Annotated in this window: 22 protein-coding genes; 21 read left to right on the top strand and 1 reads right to left on the bottom strand. The window is 46.3% G+C overall.

Annotated features, from left to right (window positions below):
* Positions 1–13 precede the first annotated feature (13 nt).
* The 16 genes from fliI to H3V12_RS06060 all read left to right on the top strand — a co-directional run bounded on the left by fliI (position 14) and on the right by H3V12_RS06060 (position 13,768).
* The gene (fliI, locus tag H3V12_RS06135; RefSeq protein WP_075870292.1) at positions 14–1,393 is read left to right on the top strand and encodes a flagellar protein export ATPase FliI; all 1,380 of its coding nucleotides are present in this window, start codon (positions 14–16) and stop codon (positions 1,391–1,393) included.
* Between the two features lie 24 nt (positions 1,394–1,417).
* Positions 1,418–2,332, top strand: a complete 915-nt coding sequence (locus tag H3V12_RS06130) for a hypothetical protein (RefSeq protein WP_198213531.1) — start codon at positions 1,418–1,420, stop codon at positions 2,330–2,332.
* Between the two features lie 392 nt (positions 2,333–2,724).
* A complete protein-coding gene (gene flgB / locus H3V12_RS06125; protein ID WP_075870291.1) occupies positions 2,725–3,111 on the top strand; it encodes a flagellar basal body rod protein FlgB in 387 nt (128 codons plus the stop codon).
* The gene (flgC, locus tag H3V12_RS06120; RefSeq protein WP_178391797.1) at positions 3,111–3,530 is read left to right on the top strand and encodes a flagellar basal body rod protein FlgC; all 420 of its coding nucleotides are present in this window, start codon (positions 3,111–3,113) and stop codon (positions 3,528–3,530) included. The genes flgB and flgC overlap by 1 nt, the downstream gene beginning before the upstream one ends.
* 4 nt (positions 3,531–3,534) lie before the next feature.
* Positions 3,535–3,723: a hypothetical protein gene (locus H3V12_RS06115; protein WP_075870290.1), complete on the top strand. Its 189-nt coding sequence runs from the start codon at positions 3,535–3,537 to the stop codon at positions 3,721–3,723.
* A gap of 2 nt (positions 3,724–3,725) precedes the next feature.
* A complete protein-coding gene (locus tag H3V12_RS06110; protein WP_075870289.1) occupies positions 3,726–4,076 on the top strand; it encodes a flagellar hook-basal body complex protein FliE in 351 nt (116 codons plus the stop codon).
* Positions 4,077–4,136: 60 nt separating this feature from the next.
* Positions 4,137–4,934: a flagellar basal-body rod protein FlgG gene (flgG, locus tag H3V12_RS06105; RefSeq protein ID WP_075870457.1), complete on the top strand. Its 798-nt coding sequence runs from the start codon at positions 4,137–4,139 to the stop codon at positions 4,932–4,934.
* Between the two features lie 6 nt (positions 4,935–4,940).
* Positions 4,941–5,402: a flagellar basal body P-ring formation chaperone FlgA gene (flgA, locus tag H3V12_RS06100; protein WP_075870288.1), complete on the top strand. Its 462-nt coding sequence runs from the start codon at positions 4,941–4,943 to the stop codon at positions 5,400–5,402.
* Positions 5,403–5,464: 62 nt separating this feature from the next.
* A complete protein-coding gene (locus H3V12_RS06095; RefSeq protein WP_246787520.1) occupies positions 5,465–6,643 on the top strand; it encodes a flagellar basal body P-ring protein FlgI in 1,179 nt (392 codons plus the stop codon).
* The gene (locus H3V12_RS11325) at positions 6,640–7,245 is read left to right on the top strand and encodes a MotE family protein (protein ID WP_198213527.1); all 606 of its coding nucleotides are present in this window, start codon (positions 6,640–6,642) and stop codon (positions 7,243–7,245) included. The genes H3V12_RS06095 and H3V12_RS11325 overlap by 4 nt, the downstream gene beginning before the upstream one ends.
* Positions 7,246–7,259: 14 nt before the next feature.
* A complete protein-coding gene (flgH, locus tag H3V12_RS06085; protein WP_075870455.1) occupies positions 7,260–7,982 on the top strand; it encodes a flagellar basal body L-ring protein FlgH in 723 nt (240 codons plus the stop codon).
* Positions 7,983–8,159: 177 nt separating this feature from the next.
* On the top strand, positions 8,160–8,654 hold the full coding sequence (locus H3V12_RS06080) for a flagellar basal body-associated FliL family protein (RefSeq protein WP_198213525.1): 495 nt from the start codon (positions 8,160–8,162) through the stop codon (positions 8,652–8,654).
* The gene (fliP, locus tag H3V12_RS06075) at positions 8,651–9,418 is read left to right on the top strand and encodes a flagellar type III secretion system pore protein FliP (RefSeq protein ID WP_198213523.1); all 768 of its coding nucleotides are present in this window, start codon (positions 8,651–8,653) and stop codon (positions 9,416–9,418) included. Before H3V12_RS06080 ends, fliP begins: the two co-directional genes overlap by 4 nt.
* A gap of 204 nt (positions 9,419–9,622) precedes the next feature.
* The gene (locus tag H3V12_RS11260) at positions 9,623–10,837 is read left to right on the top strand and encodes a flagellin (RefSeq protein WP_198213514.1); all 1,215 of its coding nucleotides are present in this window, start codon (positions 9,623–9,625) and stop codon (positions 10,835–10,837) included.
* Between the two features lie 397 nt (positions 10,838–11,234).
* Positions 11,235–12,302: a flagellin gene (locus H3V12_RS06065; protein WP_198213512.1), complete on the top strand. Its 1,068-nt coding sequence runs from the start codon at positions 11,235–11,237 to the stop codon at positions 12,300–12,302.
* Positions 12,303–12,700: 398 nt separating this feature from the next.
* Positions 12,701–13,768: a flagellin gene (locus H3V12_RS06060; RefSeq protein ID WP_198213510.1), complete on the top strand. Its 1,068-nt coding sequence runs from the start codon at positions 12,701–12,703 to the stop codon at positions 13,766–13,768.
* Positions 13,769–14,025: 257 nt separating this feature from the next.
* Here H3V12_RS06060 and H3V12_RS06055 read toward each other — a convergent pair whose 3' ends face one another.
* Positions 14,026–14,391, bottom strand: coding sequence for a hypothetical protein (locus H3V12_RS06055; RefSeq protein ID WP_075870283.1), 366 nt, complete (start codon positions 14,389–14,391; stop codon positions 14,026–14,028).
* A gap of 339 nt (positions 14,392–14,730) precedes the next feature.
* Between H3V12_RS06055 and fliF the strand changes: the two genes are divergently transcribed.
* The 5 genes from fliF to H3V12_RS06030 are packed head-to-tail and all read left to right on the top strand — an operon-like array spanning position 14,731 to position 21,745.
* Positions 14,731–16,407 carry a flagellar basal-body MS-ring/collar protein FliF gene (gene fliF / locus H3V12_RS06050; RefSeq protein ID WP_198213508.1) on the top strand — a complete coding sequence of 559 codons (1,677 nt, stop codon included), beginning with the start codon at positions 14,731–14,733 and terminating at the stop codon, positions 16,405–16,407.
* A 40-nt stretch (positions 16,408–16,447) separates the two neighbouring features.
* Positions 16,448–17,194 carry a hypothetical protein gene (locus H3V12_RS06045; RefSeq protein WP_198213507.1) on the top strand — a complete coding sequence of 249 codons (747 nt, stop codon included), beginning with the start codon at positions 16,448–16,450 and terminating at the stop codon, positions 17,192–17,194.
* Positions 17,191–18,642, top strand: coding sequence for a MotB family protein (locus H3V12_RS06040; RefSeq protein ID WP_198213505.1), 1,452 nt, complete (start codon positions 17,191–17,193; stop codon positions 18,640–18,642). The genes H3V12_RS06045 and H3V12_RS06040 overlap by 4 nt, the downstream gene beginning before the upstream one ends.
* Positions 18,639–19,934, top strand: a complete 1,296-nt coding sequence (locus H3V12_RS06035) for a chemotaxis protein (RefSeq protein ID WP_198213503.1) — start codon at positions 18,639–18,641, stop codon at positions 19,932–19,934. Before H3V12_RS06040 ends, H3V12_RS06035 begins: the two co-directional genes overlap by 4 nt.
* Complete coding sequence (locus tag H3V12_RS06030; protein ID WP_198213501.1) at positions 19,931–21,745, top strand: flagellar hook-length control protein FliK; 1,815 nt, start codon at positions 19,931–19,933, stop codon at positions 21,743–21,745. Before H3V12_RS06035 ends, H3V12_RS06030 begins: the two co-directional genes overlap by 4 nt.
* Positions 21,746–21,749: the final 4 nt, after the last annotated feature.

The following is a 21,749-nucleotide window of genomic DNA, read 5'->3' as shown; positions in this document are numbered from 1 at the left end:
AGAAAGCACTGTCATGGAAAATATCGGACAAAAAAGCGAAGATTTGAGCATTTCCCGTAAAAATGCACTCTCTTTACTTGTTGCATTTGCCGAGCAGGAAAAACGCCAACAGTCACCTTTGGTCAGTAAAGGCGGAATGGTCAGTGATGTCTCGCGTGTTGCTGTTGCTGCCCGTGGTCTTTCCGATTCTGTAGCTCTTGGTGATAATGTTTTGATCGATTGCGGGCATAATATGGCTCGCGGTGAAATTATCCGTGTCAACGAAGATCATGTGTTGATCAAGCCGTTTGATGAAACTGTTGTTCCGGCACTCAATGCCTCGGTATTTCCGAATGGTCCTCTGTTGGCTTCGCCCGACAAATCATGGAAAGGACGGGTCGTCAATGCTTTGGGGGAAGCAATTGACGATCTTGGTCCGATTGTTACAGGTGAAAACAAAATGCCGGTTGAAACCCATGCCGTGCCGGCTTTGAAAAGAGCACGTGTCGGCAAAGGATTACGCACAGGCGTCAAGGTTATCGATATTTTCACGCCTCTTTGTTTTGGTCAACGTATCGGTATTTTTGCCGGTTCCGGCGTCGGAAAATCGACATTATTGGCCATGATGACCGCGACCGATGATTTTGATACGGTCGTTCTGGCATTGACGGGCGAACGTGGCCGTGAAGTTCGCGACATGCTTGATGACACGATGAAAGGAAAACTTTCCAAAGTTGTCACAGTCGTTGCAACTGGTGATGAAAGCCCGATGATGCGCCGCCTTGCGCCTGCAATGGCGACAACCATAGCCGAATATTTTTGTTCTCTGGGTGATAACGTCTTATTGATGGTCGATTCCATTACCCGTTATGCACTGGCTGCCCGCGAGGTGGCAATTGCAGCAGGTGAGCCACCGGTTTCGCGCGGTTTTCCGCCAAGTGTGTTCAGTGATTTGCCTCGTTTGTTGGAACGCGCTGGTCCGGGGCCCGAAGGAAAAGGGTCAATTACCGGCGTTTACGCAGTTCTGGTTGATGGCGATGACCATAACGACCCGATTGCCGATGCCATTCGTGGTATTTTGGATGGTCACATTGTGCTTGACAGGGCCATTGCCGCCCAAGGCCGTTATCCGGCAATCGATATCCCCGGTTCGATTTCGCGTCTTGCCCCCCATAGCTGGACTGCCGAACAGAAAAAGCTCGTAAGAAGTTTGAAAGAAATGATTTCGCGTTATGAAGAAACACGCGATTTACGTGCCATGGGCGCCTATCATCCGGGGTCTGATCCGGTGCTTGATCAGGCCGTTGTTCTGGTGCCACGAATTTATGAGGCAATGAACCAGTCTCCGGATACGCCGGTTTCCCGTGATCCTTATGATGATCTTGCCAAAGCCCTGAAAAATCAGGCGGCTTAAACGACGCGCAGGAGAATGCCACTTATGACTGATATCACAAATTTTGGTTCATCTTTTCCGAACTTTGGTAATGCCGATCATCAAAGTTTTGGCGGTTTCAGGATGAAAAGTCGTGCGAATAGAAAACGCAGTGACGACACAGAACGGGAATTATCAAAGCTTCTACAGGATCTCGAACATATCGAAACCGATAGAATAAATTCTGATGAACTCCGTAAAAATCGGAACCAGCATTGGTTGTTCTGGCGTAACCCCAATGAAATTGACTCGCCGGAAGCGATTGATCGTGTGGACTCATATACGGAAAAACATTCCGGTATTTTTAAAAGAGCAATCGGCGTCATTTCTGCGGGTTTTGCAGGGCTCCAGTCATTGACGATTGCAAATTCTGCTGCCGGCTCGTCGACCGGTACACTCTTCGGCATTTTCAATTCGGTCGATTCAATGTTGCGAGCTTTCGGCGTTGCCGTAGCCATTGGGTGCGGAAGCTTGCCATTTGTCGTTTATGCTTTCCAGATTGGCGGGCAAGGTGGAGCTGCAACACCTGATAGCCAAACGGTTGCGGTCAGCACGTTCAGGCCACATGAAGGTTGGTATAAACGCGAGCGGTTCGAAGGCATTGACCGTGTTGATCCTTATGCACCACGTGATTACGATTCACAAAAAGCAATTATGTCGAACGGGAAGGGGCTTCCCAAGGCTGCAAATCCGGACGCGACAGATGGAAGTTTGAAACCGACGGCGCCAAAATCCAAAGATTATGTGGTAAAGGATGTTATCGACGGGATGGCAATGATCGAATATGATCAGGGCTACTGGTTTGCAAGACCGGGCAGCAAACTTCCCGACGGAAGCTATTATATAAGGGTTACGAAAGATAGCGAGAACGGGAAAGTTGCATTGAAGACCTCGAGAGGAATTGTTCCTGTTCATCACTGAACCAAGAAATCATGACGCTTCAATCTGTCGTAACAATATCAATACTGATGAATACAGATAATAAACATCTTTTGTTTTCGAAAAGGATATCTCGAATAAACAGAAAAGATTAATTTTTAAACAAACTATATTCAGCCTAAAAATTGCACGTCTATTGGAATGATTATTAGAGAAATTGACGTAAGCTCTATGTCTTTAAAGCTCAATTCGGTTAAAAAAGATACAAGTCGGGTTTGATTTTCGAGGATTCGAAGTTCCAAAAATTTCATTAGCTGTTCTATAACATATTGAATTTATTGTAATATTTTTTATTTCTATAAAAATATCGCGAACGCAAGTCTCGCGCAAGTTTAACCGTCTATTGTTCAAACTGTTCAAGAGAGTATGTGACAATGGATCCGGTAAATCTTTTCAATTTAGCAAATAAACAAGCCGACTGGTTGGCAGCACGCCAGAAAACCGTGGCAAGTAACGTTGCGAACGTGAATACGCCCGGATACAAGGCGCGCGAAGTTAAAGATTTTGCTGCCATTCTCAACAATGACACCATGGCGATGGCCGTGACAAACAGCAAACACATGGATGTCACGGATAATGGCATGGAATCTCATGCAATCCGGCCGGAAGAGACGATTGAAACCACGCATTCGGGAAATAACGTCAATCTCGAAGAAGAGATGCGTAAAGGTGGTGAAATCGGCCAACAAATGTCACTCAATACCGTTATTGTAAAAGCTTTTCATCGAATGATGATGGCTACAGTTAAAGGAGGATCGTGATCATGTCTGATCCACTTGTTGCCGCTGGACGTGTCGCAACAACGGGCCTTGCAGCCCAATCTACACGCCTTCGTATTATTGCGGAAAATATGGCCAATGCCAATTCGACAGGCGATACTGCCGCCGCAAACCCTTATCAGCGCAAGACTGTCAGCTTTGAAGCAGCTCTCAATCCTTATGAAGATGCGCAAGGCGTCGAAATTGCACGGATTTCTACCGATAAATCACCTTATATTGTCAAATATGAGCCGGGACATCCGGCGGCCGATGCAAACGGTTATGTAAAATATCCGAATGTGAATGCAATTGTTGAAATGGCAGATATGCGTGAAGCCAACCGGTCTTATGAAGCAAATCTACAAGTTATTCGTCAGGCCCGGGATCTTGTATCCCAGACAATTGACCTGCTGAGAGGTTAATAAGTTGAATACCATATCGATAAATAAAGATAAAAATCTTTCCAAGCTCGAAGAACAATTGAGTAATAATGAGATCAATATCAAAGGCCAGATTATAAAGATTAGCGATAAGAGTAACTATAAAGCCAATCTCGAAGTTATCTGCCGGTCTGCACATCTGCTTGCAAATGCACTGAAAATGACGGGGATTTGATAATGATACAGTCGTTAACATCAGCAACAACACGTGCCGCTCTTGAAAGGTTGGGGCAATCATATGGCGCAAATGCCAGCCAGACAACTTCTTCAGACACGCAAGCTTCAGGTCAGGCTCAGGGTGTAAAAAGTCCTAGTTTCGATCAGGTACTCGCTGAAGTTAGCGGAGCGGTCGGAAATAATCTTGAAAAGGCCGAAAGCCTTTCAATGCAAAAAATGGAAGGTGGAGACGTGTCGGTTCGTGAAGTTGTCAATTCGGTTATGGATGCCGAACGTTCATTGAATACGGCAATCGCCATCAGAGACAAGATTGTTCAGGCTTATCTCGAAGTCAGCCGTATGCAAATCTGACGGAATGGCTCGGGTAACAGGTGAACAGGAAAATAAAATAAAGGGAAAAGTCCAATGGTTATGAGATCTTTATCAATTGCGGCCACCGGTATGAACGCCCAGCAGACCAATCTTGATGTGATTGCAAACAACATCGCAAACATCAACACCACTGGTTACAAACGTTCCCGCGCCGAATTCAGCGATCTTATGTACACGACAGATCGTGCCGTTGGCGTTCCCAATATGATGAATGAAGCAACCATTCCGGAAGGTGCCATTGTCGGTCTTGGTGTTCGTACCGCTGCAGTTCGTAAAAACAACATGCAAGGTTCGTTTGTCCAGACAAACAATTCACTTGATTTGGCAATCCGTGGGCGAGGTTATTTTGAAATTCAGGATCCGAATGGCAACACATTTTATACCCGTTCCGGCGCGTTCAACCTGAATGAAAATGGACAGGTTGTTACCCTTGATGGTAACCTTGTCCAGCCGGTTATTACGGTTCCGAATGAAATCGGTAAAAACGGCGTTATTACAGTGAGTGCCGATGGTCGCGTGACCTATCAGCCGGATGCGGATGCTGCACCGGTTGAAGCCGGTCGTCTCAACATGATCAATTTTACCAATGAAGCAGGTCTCGAGCCGGTTGGCGATAACCTGTTTCGTGAAACACAGGCTTCGGGGGCACCGATTGCAGGTAATCCTGGTGAAGAAAACTACGGGTCGATCATGCAGGGCTATCTTGAAGCTTCCAACGTTGATCCGGTCAAAGAAATTACCGAATTGATAGCGGCTCAACGTGCTTATGAAATGAATTCGAAAGTTATACAGGCCGCTGATGAAATGTCGGCCGTTGTTTCGAAGAATTTAAGGTAATCTAAAATGAAAAAGCTTTCTCTCCTTCTTGCCGGTTTATTGTTGTCGACTGCGTCGATAACGCAAGCCTATGCGGATAGGATAGGCTTTCTCGTTCCGACCACGACAGTCTATGCAGGCCAGCCTGTAAGCAATGTCGGTCTCAGCGAAAGGATGTTTTACATCAAGGTTGATGCAGCTCCTTTATATGTAACCGATGTCAAGCAGGCCTTGAACAAAGTTGCAAAAAGGACATTGCCGGCAGGCCGCCCGATCTCGCTATCATCTTTGGGTGATCCTGTTCTGGTTGAGCGTGGTCAAACTACAAAACTTGTCTTCAGTGCCGGTGATCTTGTTATCACCGCTTCAGGTGTTTCGATGGAGCCCGGCAGTGCAGGCGATTATATCAAGGTTCGCAATGTAGACTCCGGTCGCATTGTGAGCGGTACAATCTTGTCTGACGGCAGTGTCAGGGTAGGTGGACAATGATTGGTTGTTCGTTAAAGATTGGTCGTTCGTTAGGAATTGTTGCGGCTTTGCTGATGGGCATTATGCCCGCATTTGCCGATGAAGGTGGCCGCAATGTTCGCCATTTCAATTCTGAAGCGGCATCGGATGCCTCATGGCTCGGTTCGGGTGGTGATCCGGCAAAGATGCGCTATTCCGACCTTTCTCGCCCCGGCGTTGTTGCAAGATTGAAAGATATTGCTGAAATTCAGGGTGTTCGTGAAAACCAGCTTGTCGGTTACGGCTTGGTTATCGGTCTTAATGGTACCGGCGACTCTTTGCGTAATTCGCCTTTTACCGAACAATCCTTGCGCGCCATGCTTGACAATCTTGGAATTAGTCCGCCGGCCGGTGCATCGCGTGCAAATAATATTGCTGCGGTTATCGTAACCGCCGACATTCCGCCTTTTGCGACCCCTGGTTCAAGAATTGATGTCAGTGTTTCGTCACTGGGCGACGCAAAGTCATTACAAGGTGGTACACTGGTTATGACACCGCTTCTTGGTGCTGATGGCGAGACTTACGCTGTCGCGCAAGGCAATATGATCATTTCGGGTTTTGCGGCAAAAGGTAATGCAGAAACTGTAACGCAAGGCGTTCCGACGTCAGGTCGTATTCCGAATGGCGCGCTGGTCGAGCGCAAGGTTGAAGGCAATTTCAATCGCGATGCCGATATAGTTCTTGAATTGCATAATCCCGATTTTTCAACAGCTATCCGCGTTGCAGATCTGGTCAATGTTTTTGCCAACAAACGCTATCATCAAAGCGTTGCAAAAGAACGCGATGCCAAAACAATTGTTTTGAAAAAACCGGCAAGTATTACTGCCGCCCGTTTTATTGCAGAAATCGAGGGACTGCCTATCCCGACAGACGAAGTTGCCCGTGTTGTTGTCGATGAACGTACAGGCACCGTTGTCATCGGTGAGAAGGTTCGTGTATCGCGCGTTGCCATTTCTCACGGCAGCTTGACAGTCCGTGTTACTGAAACGCCTTACGCTTCACAGCCCGAGCCGTTCAGTGAAACAGGCGACACAGTCGTTTTGCCGCAAACAGCTGTCGATGCGAATGAACAGACCTCCAATATCGGCATTCTGGGCGGTACCAATCTCGATAATCTGGTTAAAGGTTTGAACCAGATCGGTGTCAAGCCCACCGGCATCATCGCCATCTTGCAGGCGATTAAAACTTCCGGTGCACTTCATGCGGAGCTTGTAGTTCAATGATCGGATCGCGGCGTAAAGTTCTTGCAGTTCTGGGGCTGGTTCCTTTTTTAGGGCTAATGAACAATGCTTTGGCTCAAAAGGGCGGGGCATCGGGCGCCAATAAAGCATCAACAGTTCCGCCAGCTCCTGCTGCACCTTCTGCACAACGCGGACTTCCTTCTGCCAATGCATCGCAGGATGAAATTGAAAAATTCTGCGGCAATATCGACAGTCAGGCAGCCGATGCCCGTTTTGAATTGCAGAGCCAGCAATTACAACAATTGCGCATGCAGATTGATGATCGCATCAAGGTTCTGGAAGAAAAACGCGAGGAATATGAGAATTGGCTGAACAAGAGAAACGAATTTCTGGCAAAAGCTCAGGATTCATTGGTCAATATCATTTCAAAAATGCGTCCGGATGCAGCAGCTGCCCAATTGGCACTGGTGGATGATTTTGCAGCTGCCGCCATTATGTTGAAACTGACGCCGCGTGTCTCGAGTGCCATTATGAATGAATTGCCACCGGAAAAGTCGGCAAATCTGACCAAAGTTCTGGTCAGCGCACAAAAACTTCCGCCGGAAAACAAGCCGGCACCAAAGGCTGTAAAAGCAGGCCAATGAAGAAAGTTGAACAAATGAAAAACGTTTTAGACATCCGTAAATCAAGAGTCGCGCTTATCAGTGTCGTTCTGGCAACGGTTGCGCTTTCTGGCTGTTCTTACAATACAAAGGACTTCAACTCGGTGCCTGACTTTTCGCCGGTTCGGGCAGATCTTGGTTATGCACCGTCGATGAACCCCGACATTTATCCGACAAAACCGAAAGAAAGCAAATATTCACTCTATCGGTCTTCATCAAACAGCTTTTACCGCGATCCGCGCGCGATGAAACCGGGGGATGTGCTTACTGTCCAGATTTTGATCAATGACCGTGCCAATTTGAATAACAAGAGCGATTTGAAACGCGATGCCAATGGCAAATATACATTGGGTGCAACCTATCCATTGATCGGCAAAAATGGTGGTAGTGTGAATGGCGATTCAACAGCGCACTCGAAGGGCGATGCGAAGGTTGAACGTAAGGAAGATATCAAATTGTCGGTTGCCGCAGTCGTTACCGATGTATTGCCGAACGGTAATCTGGTTATCAATGGTTCGCAGGAAGTTCGTGTCAATTACGAATTGCGTGTTCTCAATGTTGCCGGTGTTGTTCGTCCGCGTGATATTACCGGTAACAACACCATCGAATACGATAAAATCGCTGAAGCCCGTATTTCTTACGGCGGCCGTGGTCGCATGAGCGAAATTCAGCAGCCACCTTATGGTCAGCAGATTATGAACCAGATATCACCGTTCTGATGGAATTGGCGAATGTGATGATAAAGGGAGCTTCGTCTTCAACCGGCTCCCTTTATTTTTAAGTCTTGGATAAAGGCTTGAAAGCTTGGCACTTTAAGGTTTATTCATCTATTTTTCGATAGAATAATAAGCTATGATTGGGCGCAAATGCCTTTAATGTTAACCTAAGAGGTTTTTATGGCTGGCGAGCCTGAAAAAGGTGATGGAAAAGCAAAAAAAGACAGTGGCATCAAGGCACTGCTTCTTGCCGGTATTATTTTGACCTTGGTTGCCGCTGGTGGCGGCTGGTTTTTGGGAACGCAGATCGGCAAGGAAATTGCGCCCCCTCCGGTTGAACCAAAAAATCAGGCCCAAAAAACAGCCGATACAATTGCTTCCAATAGCAGTGTTACGGTTTTGACGCCAATTCTCACCAATATGGCAGCGCCCAACAATGCATGGATTCGTGTGGAATGTTCGCTTGTATCCCAACCGGGAGAGGTGCTTGCACCTTCTGTTGCAGCTGAAATATCCAATGATTTTCTGGCGTTTTTGCGAAACAGTACGATTGCCCAGATCAAGGGTGCATCCGGCCTCATGAATCTTCGCGAGGATCTGGTTGATAGGGCCCGTACCCGTTCAAAGGGTAAAGTAACCAATGTGTTGATTTCCAGTCTGGTGATCGAGCAATGAAACGGCTCTTCCTGTTTTGTCTGGTTATTTTACTTTTTGGCGTTGGCAGTGCCTTTGCACAGGAAACCAATGCCGCTGCACAGGCAACTTCCGGAAATTCGTTGTCAAACCTGTTGCCTCAGGCAGGCGGGTCGATAAGCGGGCGCATTGTTCAACTCTTCGGTTTGTTGACGGTTCTTTCCGTTGCACCGGGATTGCTCATAATGGTAACAAGCTTTACCCGCTTCGCCATAGCGTTTTCGCTCTTGCGTTCCGGCCTTGGTTTGCAAACGGCTCCTTCCAATCTTGTCATGATATCGCTTGCTTTGTTCATGACTTTTTATGTTATGGCGCCAACCTTCAATCAGGCTTGGACCGGTGGTGTTCAACCGCTTATGAATAACGAAATTACCGAGCAACAGGCGGCAGAGCGCATCGGCCAGCCATTTCGTGAATTCATGCTCAGTCAGGTGCGGGAAAAGGATCTTGATCTTTTTGTCGACCTTGCAGACCCCTCGTTTCATGTGGGGGCGGGAGAACAGGTTGATTACCGTGTTCTTGTACCGGCTTTTATGATTTCCGAATTGCGGCGCGGTTTTGAAATCGGTTTTCTCATTGTTTTGCCATTTCTGGTTATCGACCTTGTCGTTGCAACTTTGACAATGTCTATGGGCATGATGATGTTGCCGCCGACTGTTATATCACTTCCCTTTAAAATTCTGTTTTTCGTTTTGATTGACGGGTGGAATTTGCTTGTGGGCAGCCTTATCCGCTCTTTTAGCTGAGTAAAACTGCTTGGTCGGAAGATTTTAAAAAATTTTTCAAAAAGGCCTTTATTTTTATTGTTAAGCCGACTAAATATAAGGCGTGACAGGTTAGTGAGGTGTTTTAAAAGAACACCGAAAAAACTGATAGGCATGAAGCCGCTCTGTCACCCGCTGGTTGGCCAGCATGTCCCTGTTAAATTCTAATCCGAAGGGACAATTATTATGGGTACAAGTCTACTTACCAACCAATCCGCTATGAATGCTTTGCAAACTCTGCGTTCAATTGGTGATAATATGGACACAACGCAGCGCCGTGTTTCAACGGGCTTGCGCATTAACGAAGCATCCGACAACACCGCTTATTGGTCAATTTCATCCATGATGAAATCCGACCGTAATGCATTAAGTTCTGTTTCCGATGCGATGGCTTTGGGTAAAAGCCAGATTGATGTTGCTAACGCAACCATTGATAAATCGAAAGATTACCTTGATAACATCCAGAAATCTTTGACCACTGCCTATGAAAAAGGTTCGGGCGATGTTGCAAAGATTCAGGCTGATATCAAAGCCAATATGAATGATATTCAGTCATCTGTTTATTCTGCATCTTTGGCTGAAAAGAACATTCTTGGTAATAGTGGTGAGTCTGTCCGTATCGCCGGTTCTTACCGTCGTGAAGGCTCGAATGTTTATGTCGATATGATCGACGTTGGCGGTGCCGACCTTAACTTTGCAACAAAAAAAGCTGATGGCACCTTTGATTTGTCAAAGGGTGTTTTGCAATCTGTTTTTGGCACTGGCTTTGCAGCAAGTGCTCCCACCAATCCGGGTGCTCAGGAAGAAAATCCTGCTCCTGCTACTCCTGCTGCCGATGATCCCGCTGGTCTTAAAGCCTTGGATAAAACATTGGTTGGTGCTCAGGCTAAGTATGCTCAAGCCCAGTCAGACCTGACTGCTGCTAAAGCAGCTGCAGCTGCAAATCCGAGTGATACCAGCCTTCAAGATGCCGTTACGACTGCGCAAGGTAAAGTGACATCGGCAAAAGGCGAAGTAGACACGGCTTTGAAACCTATTGTTGAAGCTGCTGGAAAAATGACTGTTATGGACTTCGTGAACACGAATTTTTCCGGTATTTCTTCGTCGACAATGGAACAGGTCTTAAAGGCTGTTCAGAGTAAAGTCACGACTGCAACGTCTAATGTTGTTACTGCCGGTGCAACACTTGGTGCTGCGAAAGCGCAGGTTACAGGCCAGATCGACTATGTCAGCAAGTTGATGGATGCCGTTGATAAAGGTGTCGGTTCACTGGTTGATGCCGATATGAATGCAGAATCTGCCCGCCTTGCTTCTTTACAGGTTCAACAGCAATTGGGCATTCAGGCTTTGTCAATTGCTAACCAGAACAGCCAGAACATCTTGTCGCTGTTCCGTCAGTAATGGCAATCATGCTCTTCCGGTTGCATCTGCAACCGGAGTTGCTTCATTAATGTAAAAGGCCGCGTTTCCGACGCGGCTTTTTTTATTGCCATTTTATATTTATTGCAGCATGTAGCGAAAATAAAAACATAAGCCGACTAACTAAAACATTATCATTTTTCTAAAAAATATAATAAAATCATAATGATAAATTTAAAATATAAATAAAAGTAAAATATATATTGTTTTTTATAAAGTATATTTACATTTAAACCATTATAACATATATATAAGGTGTGACAGGTTAGTGAGGTGTTTTAAAAGAATACCGGTAAAACTGATAGGCATGAAGCCGCTCTGTCACCCGCTGGTTGGCCAGCATGTCCCTGTTAAATTCTAATCCGAAGGGACAATTATTATGGGTACAAGTCTACTTACCAACCAATCCGCTATGAATGCTTTGCAAACTCTGCGTTCTATTGGTGATAGTATGGATACAACGCAGCGCCGTGTTTCAACGGGCTTGCGCATTAACGAAGCATCAGACAACACCGCTTATTGGTCAATTTCATCTATGATGAAGTCCGACCGTAATGCATTAAGTTCTGTTTCCGATGCGATGGCCTTGGGTAAAAGCCAGATTGATGTTGCTAACGCAACCATTGATAAATCGAAAGATTATCTTGATAACATCCAGAAATCTTTGACCACTGCCTATGAAAAAGGGCCAGGCGATATCAAGAAAATTCAGGCTGATATCCAAGCCAATATGAATGATATCCAGTCCGCTGTTTATTCTGCATCTTTGGCTGAAAAGAACATTCTTGGTAATAGTGGCGAGTCAGTTCGTATTGCCGGTTCTTATCGTCGTGAAGGTTCGGCTGTTTATGTCGATATGATCGACGTTGGCGGTGCTGATCTTAACTTTGCAACCAAGGGCGCTGATGGCACATTTGATTTAACCAAAGGCCAACTGAAGGATATTTTTGGGCAAGCAACAACCAAACCGGATTTTGCGGATTTGGACGATAAACTTCAACAGGCTCAGAAAGCTCTTACAGATGCAGGTGAGAGTGCCACTGATCAGCAGAAGAGCGCGGTAACGGAAGCTCAAAACAAGTTGGATGATGCTGTCAAGAATATGACAGTCAAGGATTTTGTTGATGCCGATTTCAGTAAAGTTTCGTCGGCAACGATGGAACGGATTTTGAAATCTGTTCAGGGCAAAGTCACGAGTGCAACGTCTAATGTTGTTACTGCCGGTGCAACACTTGGTGCTGCGAAAGCACAGGTTACAGGCCAGATCGACTATGTCAGCAAGTTGATGGATGCCGTTGATAAAGGTGTCGGTTCACTGGTTGATGCCGATATGAATGCAGAATCTGCCCGCCTTGCTTCTTTACAGGTTCAACAGCAATTGGGCATTCAGGCTTTGTCAATTGCTAACCAGAACAGCCAGAACATCTTGTCGCTGTTCCGTCAGTAATGGCAATCATGCTCTTCCGGTTGCATCTGCAACCGGAGTTGCTCTATCAATTAAAAAGGCCGCGTTTCCGACGCGGCCTTTTTTATTGCCATTTTATATTTATTGCAGCATGTAGCGAAAATAAAAACATAAGTCGGCTAACTAAAACATTATAATTTTCTTAAAAAAACGTAATAAAAACATAATGATAAATGTAAAACATAAATAAAAATAAAATCGATATTATTTTTTATAAAGTATATTTACATTTAAACCATTATAACATATATATAAGGCGTGACAGGTTAGTGAGGTGTTTTGAAAGAATACCGATAAAACTGATAGGCATGAAGCCGCTCTGTCACCCGCTGGTTGGCCAGCATGTCCCTGTTAAATTCTAATCCGAAGGGACAATTATTATGGGTACAAGTCTACTTACCAACCAATCCGCTATGAATGCTTTGCAAACTCTGCGTTCTATTGGTGATAGTATGGATACAACGCAGCGCCGTGTTTCAACGGGTCTGCGTATTAACGAAGCATCAGACAACACCGCTTATTGGTCAATTTCATCCATGATGAAATCCGATCGTAACGCATTAAGTTCTGTTTCCGATGCAATGGCTTTGGGTAAAAGCCAGATTGATGTTGCTAACGCAACCATTGATAAATCGAAAGATTATCTTGATAACATCCAGAAATCTTTGACCACTGCCTATGAAAAAGGGCCAGGCGATATCAAGAAAATTCAGGCTGATATCCAAGCCAATATGAATGATATCCAGTCAGCTGTTTATTCGGCATCTTTGGCTGAAAAGAACATTCTTGGTAACGATGGCCAGTCAGTCCGTATTGCCGGTTCCTATCGTCGTGAAGGTTCGGCTGTTTATGTCGATATGATCGACGTTGGCGGTGCTGATCTTAACTTTGCAACCAAAGGCACAGACGGTACGTTCGATTTGACCAAGGGCGTCTTGAAAGATGTTTTCGGGAAAGCAGCAACTGCACCGGATTTTGCGTCTTTGGACAGTGCTCTTCAAGAAGCTCAGACTGCTCTTGCTGCAAAAGGTGATACTGCCACTCAAGATGACAAGGACAAAGTAACAAAGGCTCAAAAGGACATTACTGAAGCTGCTGCGACAATGACAGTTCAGGATTTTGTTGATACCGATTTCAGTAAAGTTTCCTCGTCGACAATGGAACAGGTCTTAAAGGCTGTTCAGGGCAAAGTCACGACTGCAACGTCTAATGTTGTTACTGCCGGTGCAACACTTGGTGCTGCGAAAGCACAGGTTACAGGCCAGATCGACTATGTCAGCAAGTTGATGGATGCCGTTGATAAAGGTGTCGGTTCACTGGTTGATGCCGATATGAATGCAGAATCTGCTCGCCTTGCTTCTTTGCAGGTTCAACAGCAATTGGGCATTCAGGCTTTGTCGATTGCCAACCAGAACAGCCAGAACATCTTGTCGCTGTTCCGTCAATAATAGCAATAGTGCTCTTCCGGTTGCAAATGCAACCGGAGTTGCTTTATCAATTAAAAAGGCCGCGTAAAACGCGGCCTTTTTCTTTATCTCTATTCTTTGCCTATTCGAAATGTTTTTTGTTCCATGTGTGTTTCAAGCATTTATCTTCATAGGCTTATTCAGGCTCCACCAGATTTTCCGGTAGATTATTCCTTGTGCCGGATTTTTCACGCAAATGGTGAAAAGTTGAAGGGATTGCCCGAAAAATCGCGCAACACTTATTGTGCAACCCTGATTTCGGTAATCATCGCATCAACATCTTTGAAGCTGAAAGGCATTGGAACAGTTTTTTCCAAAGGCTTCGGGTAGCGTTCGTTTGTTTTCGGGTCGACATAGTGGGTCAATTTCATAGCTACGGAACAACGCATAAAATCACCGCTTGGACCAATTGTCCGAGGGTCGGTCAAAGTAATTTTTGCCTTTTGGCCGTCGTAATAGCCATCAACTCCAGCTTGGTAGTTCATCCCGATAACGAGCTTGTCATGAAGAGCATCCAGCACCTCTCGCGAGCTACAGGTTTTTTTCGACCCGCCACAGGCAACAAGCGGCAAACACAAAATAGCTGTGAAAAATAAACGGTACATCGATTATCCTTTTAATTTATCCCAATTGGTACCCCCGCAATAAAACAACATGAAAACATGTTGCGCCGCAGCTCACCCCGATTGTCGAGTGGTTGATTTTCCAACAGAGGCTAGGCGGTTTTGGGTACCACGTCCATTCGAGAGTGACAATAGTTTCCATTGCCTATTAACCATAAGGTGAAGAGCACCAGATGTCGCACCATGCCCAACCGGTTGTTCACCTTCGCGCAAGCTTCAGCCACTATGGTGCAAAGTAAAGTTAGGGATATGTCAGCTTTTAAAGCCTATATTTCTAACAAGAAACAACGGGTTTCTGCCCAATTAATACGGTAAAGATAGATGGATAGAATACTGGCTCTGTTTTCTTCGATTGGCTCGGCACTTGGCAAATTGGGCGCCAAACGCCTGATTGCTCTGGGTCTGGTCGGGGTTGCATTATTCGGAACGATTCTGTTTTCAAGCTTTTATCTCACCCGACCGACTTACGAGACGCTTTATGTCGGGCTTACCCGTGACGATGTCAATCGTATGGGCATGGCATTGGGTGAAGCAGGCATTGCTTTTGATGTCTCTTCCGATGGTACATCTGTTCAAGTTCCCGTTGGACAGGCTGAAAAAGCACGTATGTTTCTTGCCGAAAAAGGCCTGCCGACATCCAACAATGCCGGCTATGAACTTTTTGACAATATGGGTTCTCTAGGCCTTACCTCCTTCATGCAGGAAATTACACGTCAACGTGCACTGGAAGGCGAAATTGCCCGTACGATTCAGGCAGTGCAGGGGGTTAAAGCTGCACGTGTTCACATTGTTTTGCCGGATAAAGGCTCTTTCCGTCGTGCAAATCAGAAACCGTCTGCTTCCGTTGTTATCCGTACGGACGGCAATTTTGCTACCGAGTCGGCACAATCCATTCGCCAGTTGGTAGCAGCCGCCATTCCATCTCTCGAAGCAAGTTCGGTTACAGTGCTTGATACAAGCGGCAAGCTTTTAGCTTCCGGTACCGACGCGATGAACGGTGCACCTGTCATGATGGCATCTCTTGAACGGCAGGTTGCTGCGCAGATTGATGAAAACATCCGCAAACAATTGGCTCCGTACCTCGGCATGGATCATTTCCAGACCAGCGTTCAGGTTGCATTGGATACCGACCGCCGCCAGACAAATGAAACCATTTATAATCCGGATTCACAGGTTGCGCGTTCTGTTCGCACGGTCCGTGATCAGGGCGACGCCCAGAATAACCGTAATAACGGCGCTGTCGGTGTTGAACAAAACATTCCGCAAGAAGAAATTGCAGGCGGTGCGGGCGAAAACTCTTCCGATAAAAAGGACCGCCGTGAAGAAACGACTAATTACGAAATCAACTCGAAAACAATTTCCACAGTCAGCGACGGTTTCAATGTCAAGAAACTTGCTGTTGCCGTTGTTATCGACCGGTCACGCTTGAAACCCAGTGATAAGGAAGCACCGGCACCGGCCAACTATGTTGATGATCAGGTCAACCGCATCCGTCAAATGGTCGCAACAGCGTCCGGACTTGATCCCGACCGTGGTGATATTATCAACGTAACGGCTGTCGATTTTGTCTCTAACGACGATGAAAATATGCAGCCTGTCTCGACACCGATCTGGCAGTCTCTGTCAAAATATACGTCAGGTCTTGTAAATGGTGCAGCCCTTGTCATTGCAGTATTGCTCATCATGTTCTTAGGTGTACGTCCGCTGATGCGCGAAATGCATGGTAACCAGCTTGCACTGTCGGGAGCCAATGAAAGTGCCTTGGCAGGACCGGAGAACATGCCGGCTCTACCGAATGAGGCTAGCAAGAATGAAGGGTTTGATGGTAATATGATACCGGATGAGGATGGACTACAAGATTTGCGTTCTCGTATGCGTGTTCCGCCGCAGAACCGCCTTGATCAGATGATTTCGATGGATGAAGACCGTTTTGCAAATGTCCTGCGCGAGTGGGTACAGGAAGACGACAACAAAGGAACGCCGGCACAAGCAGCTTGACAACAGCCGTAAACCCCCGGGGTGAAAGATGATAAGCGCAATGGATAACAGCAACACAGAAATGGAAAACAAGAAAGCCGCTTCGCTTTCCCATTTTTTGAGCGATTTTGCGCCTCGTAAAATCCCCGATACCGAGGTTGAAGTGTTGCCGATGGATGCGGAAATTCCCGTTCACGACGAGGAGCCCGTTGTTGAAGCCGACGAAATGGTCGACTTCAACCATAAAGAAGATAAACCTGAAGACAGCTTTGACGAAGCTTCTCTCGTAATGGAGACGAAAGCCAATGCTGAAGAGCTGAGAAAACAGGCTGTTGATGAAGCTGTTGCTCAAACAAAAGCTGAAATGGAGGCAAAGTTTGCACAAGAAAAGCAAACTCTCATAGCCGAACATGAGAAAGCTTTGAGCGAGTTGAAGACAAAAACCATTGCGGAAGTCGCCGGAAATTTGGATGAAAGTCTGAAAGTAGACTTTGACAAAATGCTCGAAGACATCAGCACCGATGTTGCAAAAATACTTGGCGCGTTTATTGGCGACAAAATGCACGACGATGCTTTAAACGATTTTGCAAAACGCATTGCCCAAGAAGCAGTTTCTGCCAAGCAACCGTTGGTTGTCGAAGGCAATGAAGAACTGTTGAAAGCTTTGGAACAGCGGCCGGATTTTGACAAAGACAAGTTTGTTTTGCGGCCAACCGATTCAGCCGACATAAGGCTGGAACTCGGCAACGAGGTCATCGCAACGCGACTTGAACCGATTATGAAAGAATTGAAGGGGCTGGTAGAATGAGTTCAGACGAGCCCGAAAAACCTCATGATGAAATAATCATCGTCCGTCGTGGAGGCCAGGATGAAGGTGAACATCACGGCGGCGCATGGGAAGTTGCTTATGCGGATTTTATGACGTCCATGATGGCCTTCTTCCTTGTTATGTGGCTCATCAATGCTGCAAACGAAGAAACCAAAGCCGCTGTTGCAAGCTATTTCAATCCTATCAAATTGGTTGACCGGCGTACCAATCCGAAAGGTATTCAAGAAAATGATGCTGTTGGTGACAACGACAAAAAGTCCGGTAATGAAGCTCATGGTGAACCGGGTTCGAAAGAAGGTGGCGATAAACAAAGTAGTGCCGAACAGCAAAAAATGATGAGCGAGCCTTACGAAGAGCTTGATAAAATTGCTCAAAAATCTGCTGTCGATCAAGAAAGTGAAAGCGGTGCAGGTGGCAATGCCGAAGGCGGTTCACAAAAAGGGGCAAGCGAAGGAACAGCGTATCGGGATCCTTTTTCACCCGATTACTGGACAAAAAATGCTTCCCACGAAATAGCCGAAACAGATGGCGGACCAAGCCAGAATTCCGGCGGGCGTGATGCCAAATTGCCAAGTCAGCCGGGGGTTGCAATTCCTGAACATGCAAGCGAGACGGCAACTCCTGGAAATGAGGGCAAGCCGGTGCAGGCTGCCGAACAGTCCGCTCAACAGCAAAATGCGACGGCTGGCGAAGAGAAAAAGGCTGAAAACGCTTTAAATAACGAAGCAGAGAAAGCAGGCGAGCAGACGCCGCAAAGTGAAAAAGAAAAACAAACAGGCGCGGCAGCCGGAACTTCGGCGCAAACAATCGAGCAACAGATCAGTGTGACCAAAGCAGAAACACCACAAGAAGCAGCAAAAGACAAATCTTTGCCAGCCGTAGTCCGCGAAATCTCGAGCGAGCTCAGCAAACTTATCAAAGATGCGAAAAGTACCCAACAACCGATGGTTCGGGTTGTATCGGTCAAAGATGGTGTGGCGATAGAGCTGATGGACCAGGCTCATTATGGCATGTTTTCTGTCGGTTCGGCCAAGCCGGATAAAAAAGTGGTTGATCTGTTAGCCGGTGTCGCAAAAATTCTGCAAAACAAAAAGGGTGATGTTGTCATTGCCGGTCACACCGATTCACGCCCCTATAAAAGTGCAACTTACGATAACTGGCAATTATCAAGCTCTCGCGCACAAATGGCTTATTACATGCTGGTTCGTGGGGGGCTTGACGAAAAACGGATTCTCCGCGTTGAAGGCTATGCCGATCATCAGTTAAAAAACAAAGCTGATCCTTATGCAGCCGAAAACCGCCGGATCGAAATCTTCATGCGGTTGCCACAGGGTGAAACGGAAGAAAAAAGCAGTAACGGCAATAAAGAAAATGCGGCTGATAAAGCCAAGGCTGGCGGCGAGACAAAAGTGGAGAAGAAACAATGATAAATCGTTTTTTCAAAATGATATGTCTTGCCGGTGTCGCTCTGCCACTTATCGTTTCAACACCGCTTGAAGCACAGATGACCGAATCCGCATTGGGGCCGGTTCAGCTTGTCCGCTCGCTGGAAAGCTTGCAGGATGATATTGCTAGCGGCCAGCCCGGTGCATTGCAGATGCAGCCACGCGTGCTTGCCGATATCGGCCAGAAGTTTCTGACGGAAGATCCATCGACTTGGGAAAATGCGCAAAATCTTTTTGCAGCACTCACTTATCTGTTCAATGGTGGAAATCCCAGTGTTGTTGAGACTATTCTCAAAAACGCGCCGGATGGAATTATTCCCAAAAACTACATTGATGGTGCGCTGGCATATAGCCACCACAAAAAGGATAGGTTTTTAAGGGCTTTTGATAACTTGCCCGAAGATGATTCCGAAATTCCGGCAGCATTATTGCTTTCCATCACTTTGAGCACGGTTGCCGATTTGACGGAAGCCAGCCCGGAAAAAGCATCAGCTCGTTTGAATTGGGTAAGGCTTGCAGCACCGGGCTCGCTTTTCGAGGAAGCGGCTATTCGCCGTCAGGTGAGAGTTGCTACCATGATGGGTGATGTCAAGCTTTTGCGTTTGCTTACGAGAAATTATGTAACACGTTTTTCCAAATCACCCTATGCAAACGAATTCTGGCGGGATTTTGCCACTTCACTGCCAATGATGGATAGCCGTTTCAATGATCAGGAATTAAGCGAATTTGTTGGTTATGCACCAAAACAGATACAGCTCGTCATCTATTTGAAAATCAGTCGGGCAGCATTGATTGAAGCGCGTATGCCGCGCGCCCACTTTGGTGCGGAAAAAGCTCTCGGTCTTACACAGGCTCTCAATGTAGATGACTCGTCGGCGCGTCTTTATTATGCGGCAAGTTCGGTGGGGTCAACGGCAGCGGAAGATGCTGGCGAGATGCTGAAGACAATTTCTGTCGACAATCTGCCAGAAAAAGACCGGCCGTTGCTAATGGCGGCCAAAGCGGTCGCCAAGGGGGTTGTTCTTGATACAAATATTTTGCCGAAACAACAGAATGAAGATGAAGACCCGGACGAGGAACAGCCGGCGTTGAAAGAAGCTGTCGGAGTGCCGCTTGATCAGGTCGGGAAAAAGACGACCGAACCGTTACCAATGCCAACAGAAAATGCTTCGGGCAAGGTTGATGTGAAAAAAACATCTAGTGAAATTGATCAATTCATGCAGCAGACACAAAAGAAAATCAGTGACGTAGACAAACTACTGGAGAAAAAATGATGGTAATTTCGGGGGATTTTACGAACATTATTGCAAGCAACACCCAACCCAAAGCCGAGAATAAAAGAGCAGCACAATCCAATCAATCTTCTGACACAAGTTTTGATGATATCTTGCATAAAGATCAGGGTGATAGATCTGCAACGTTGAAAGAAAACGACAGGCAATCGGCAAAGGTTGCATCTGATAAATCCTATTCGGACAAAGCATACTCCGACAAAGCATATTCGGATAAATTCTATGCCGATAAAGTTGCAAATGATAAAGCTTCGGCCGACAAGATTGCTAATGATAAAGGTGCAACTGACAAAGCAACCAATGATAAGGTTCGTTTAAACGAAGTTACCAAACAAAACGCTTCACAAACGAAAGACAGCGTATCCGGTCAACCGCAAAAACAACAAGAAAATACGAAAACTTCTGTACACCATGATCAGGATAGCGCGGACGATCAATCGTCTTCGACTATTCACGATATTCTTAAACATCTTGATGAACAAAAAGCCGGTTCATCAATGGAAAAAGACACTGCCGGCTCTAATTCTAAAAGCGATGAAAAGTCCGATCAGTCCGGCTTGAACGGAACTGTTTCCAAAGATAAATTGCATTTGTCCAAGGGCAAAAATGGCAAATCGGCCGACGGCGACGGTAGCCAATCCGAAAACACCGGAAATTCTTCAAGCTTGGATGTTAACCAATTGGCGACTGTCAACCACGTAATTGTCAATCAAAACAATTATACGAAAGTTGCCCATTCTCTCGGCGGAGATAAATCCAAAGGTAATATGCAACAACCGGAAGCAATCGATGCGGCTGTAGCATCTTCTGACGGCGCGGTAGAACAAGCAGCAAAAAACGCAACAGATGCTCGGCTTGCAGCAGTACAGACAAATAGTAACGAAACCCAAGTTCAAGCTGGAACGGCGCGAATTTCTGGAGCAGAAAAAGACGCCAAAAAAGCATTTGGTAAAATTGCAAACGATGACAAAACAGTAGACGAGCCTGCTGCTAAAGCTGCCGGTGAAGACGATCGTGGACAATCGGGCCTTGCCCTTGAAGATAACGATCTTCCTTCAGTTAAAAGCGAAGATGGTGACGCGAAAGTTGCAACTGGTCGAGCAGATCACACGGTATCCGGCCGCAAGCAAAATGGTGATAGACGTACACAGAACAATATCTTTCAGGCGTCTAACAATTCTTCACAGCAGGCAAATTTTGATAATGCTGCCGAAAAAGCTCAGGCTGGCTCGACATTGAATATTGGTGACAGAGTAGCAACGCCAGACTCGCGGGGGGGCGATCAGACACAAGCCGGCCGCATTGTCGGCGTCGAGGTAACAGAAAATCGTCAAGTTGGTGATATGCGTCTTTTGCGTATCAAACTCAATCCGGAAAACCTTGGCATGGTCGAGGCGCGGCTGCGCAAAACAAGCGATGGGCTTCATATCGAAATTCATGCCGAACGTCAGGAAACGGCCCGTCTCCTTGCTGCTGACCACCATGCCTTACATAAGGCACTGGAAAAGTCCGGTTTCAATGATGATGGACATTTGACAATTATGATTGTCGATAGAAGTTCACAAACAGTCCAACAGGGACAATCGAGCAATTCGGGCCAATCACCGTCCCAGCAAGATAATAGTGGCCAGAATTTTAACGGCCAGCGGCAATTTTCCGGACAACAGGGACAAGGTGGGCACAATGGATCAAGGCAAACGTTTACCGAATTTCCAATCACCGGTACGCCCATGCAGGAAGAAGGTGGACGTGAAGAAACTACTGTTCGCGATCCTCGCCATCTGGTTGTCTAGTCTG

The sequence above is a fragment of the Bartonella sp. W8167 genome (genome assembly GCF_016100335.1).
GTDB lineage: Bacteria > Pseudomonadota > Alphaproteobacteria > Rhizobiales > Rhizobiaceae > Bartonella > Bartonella apis.
This window is presented reverse-complemented; position numbering and strand designations above follow the sequence as displayed.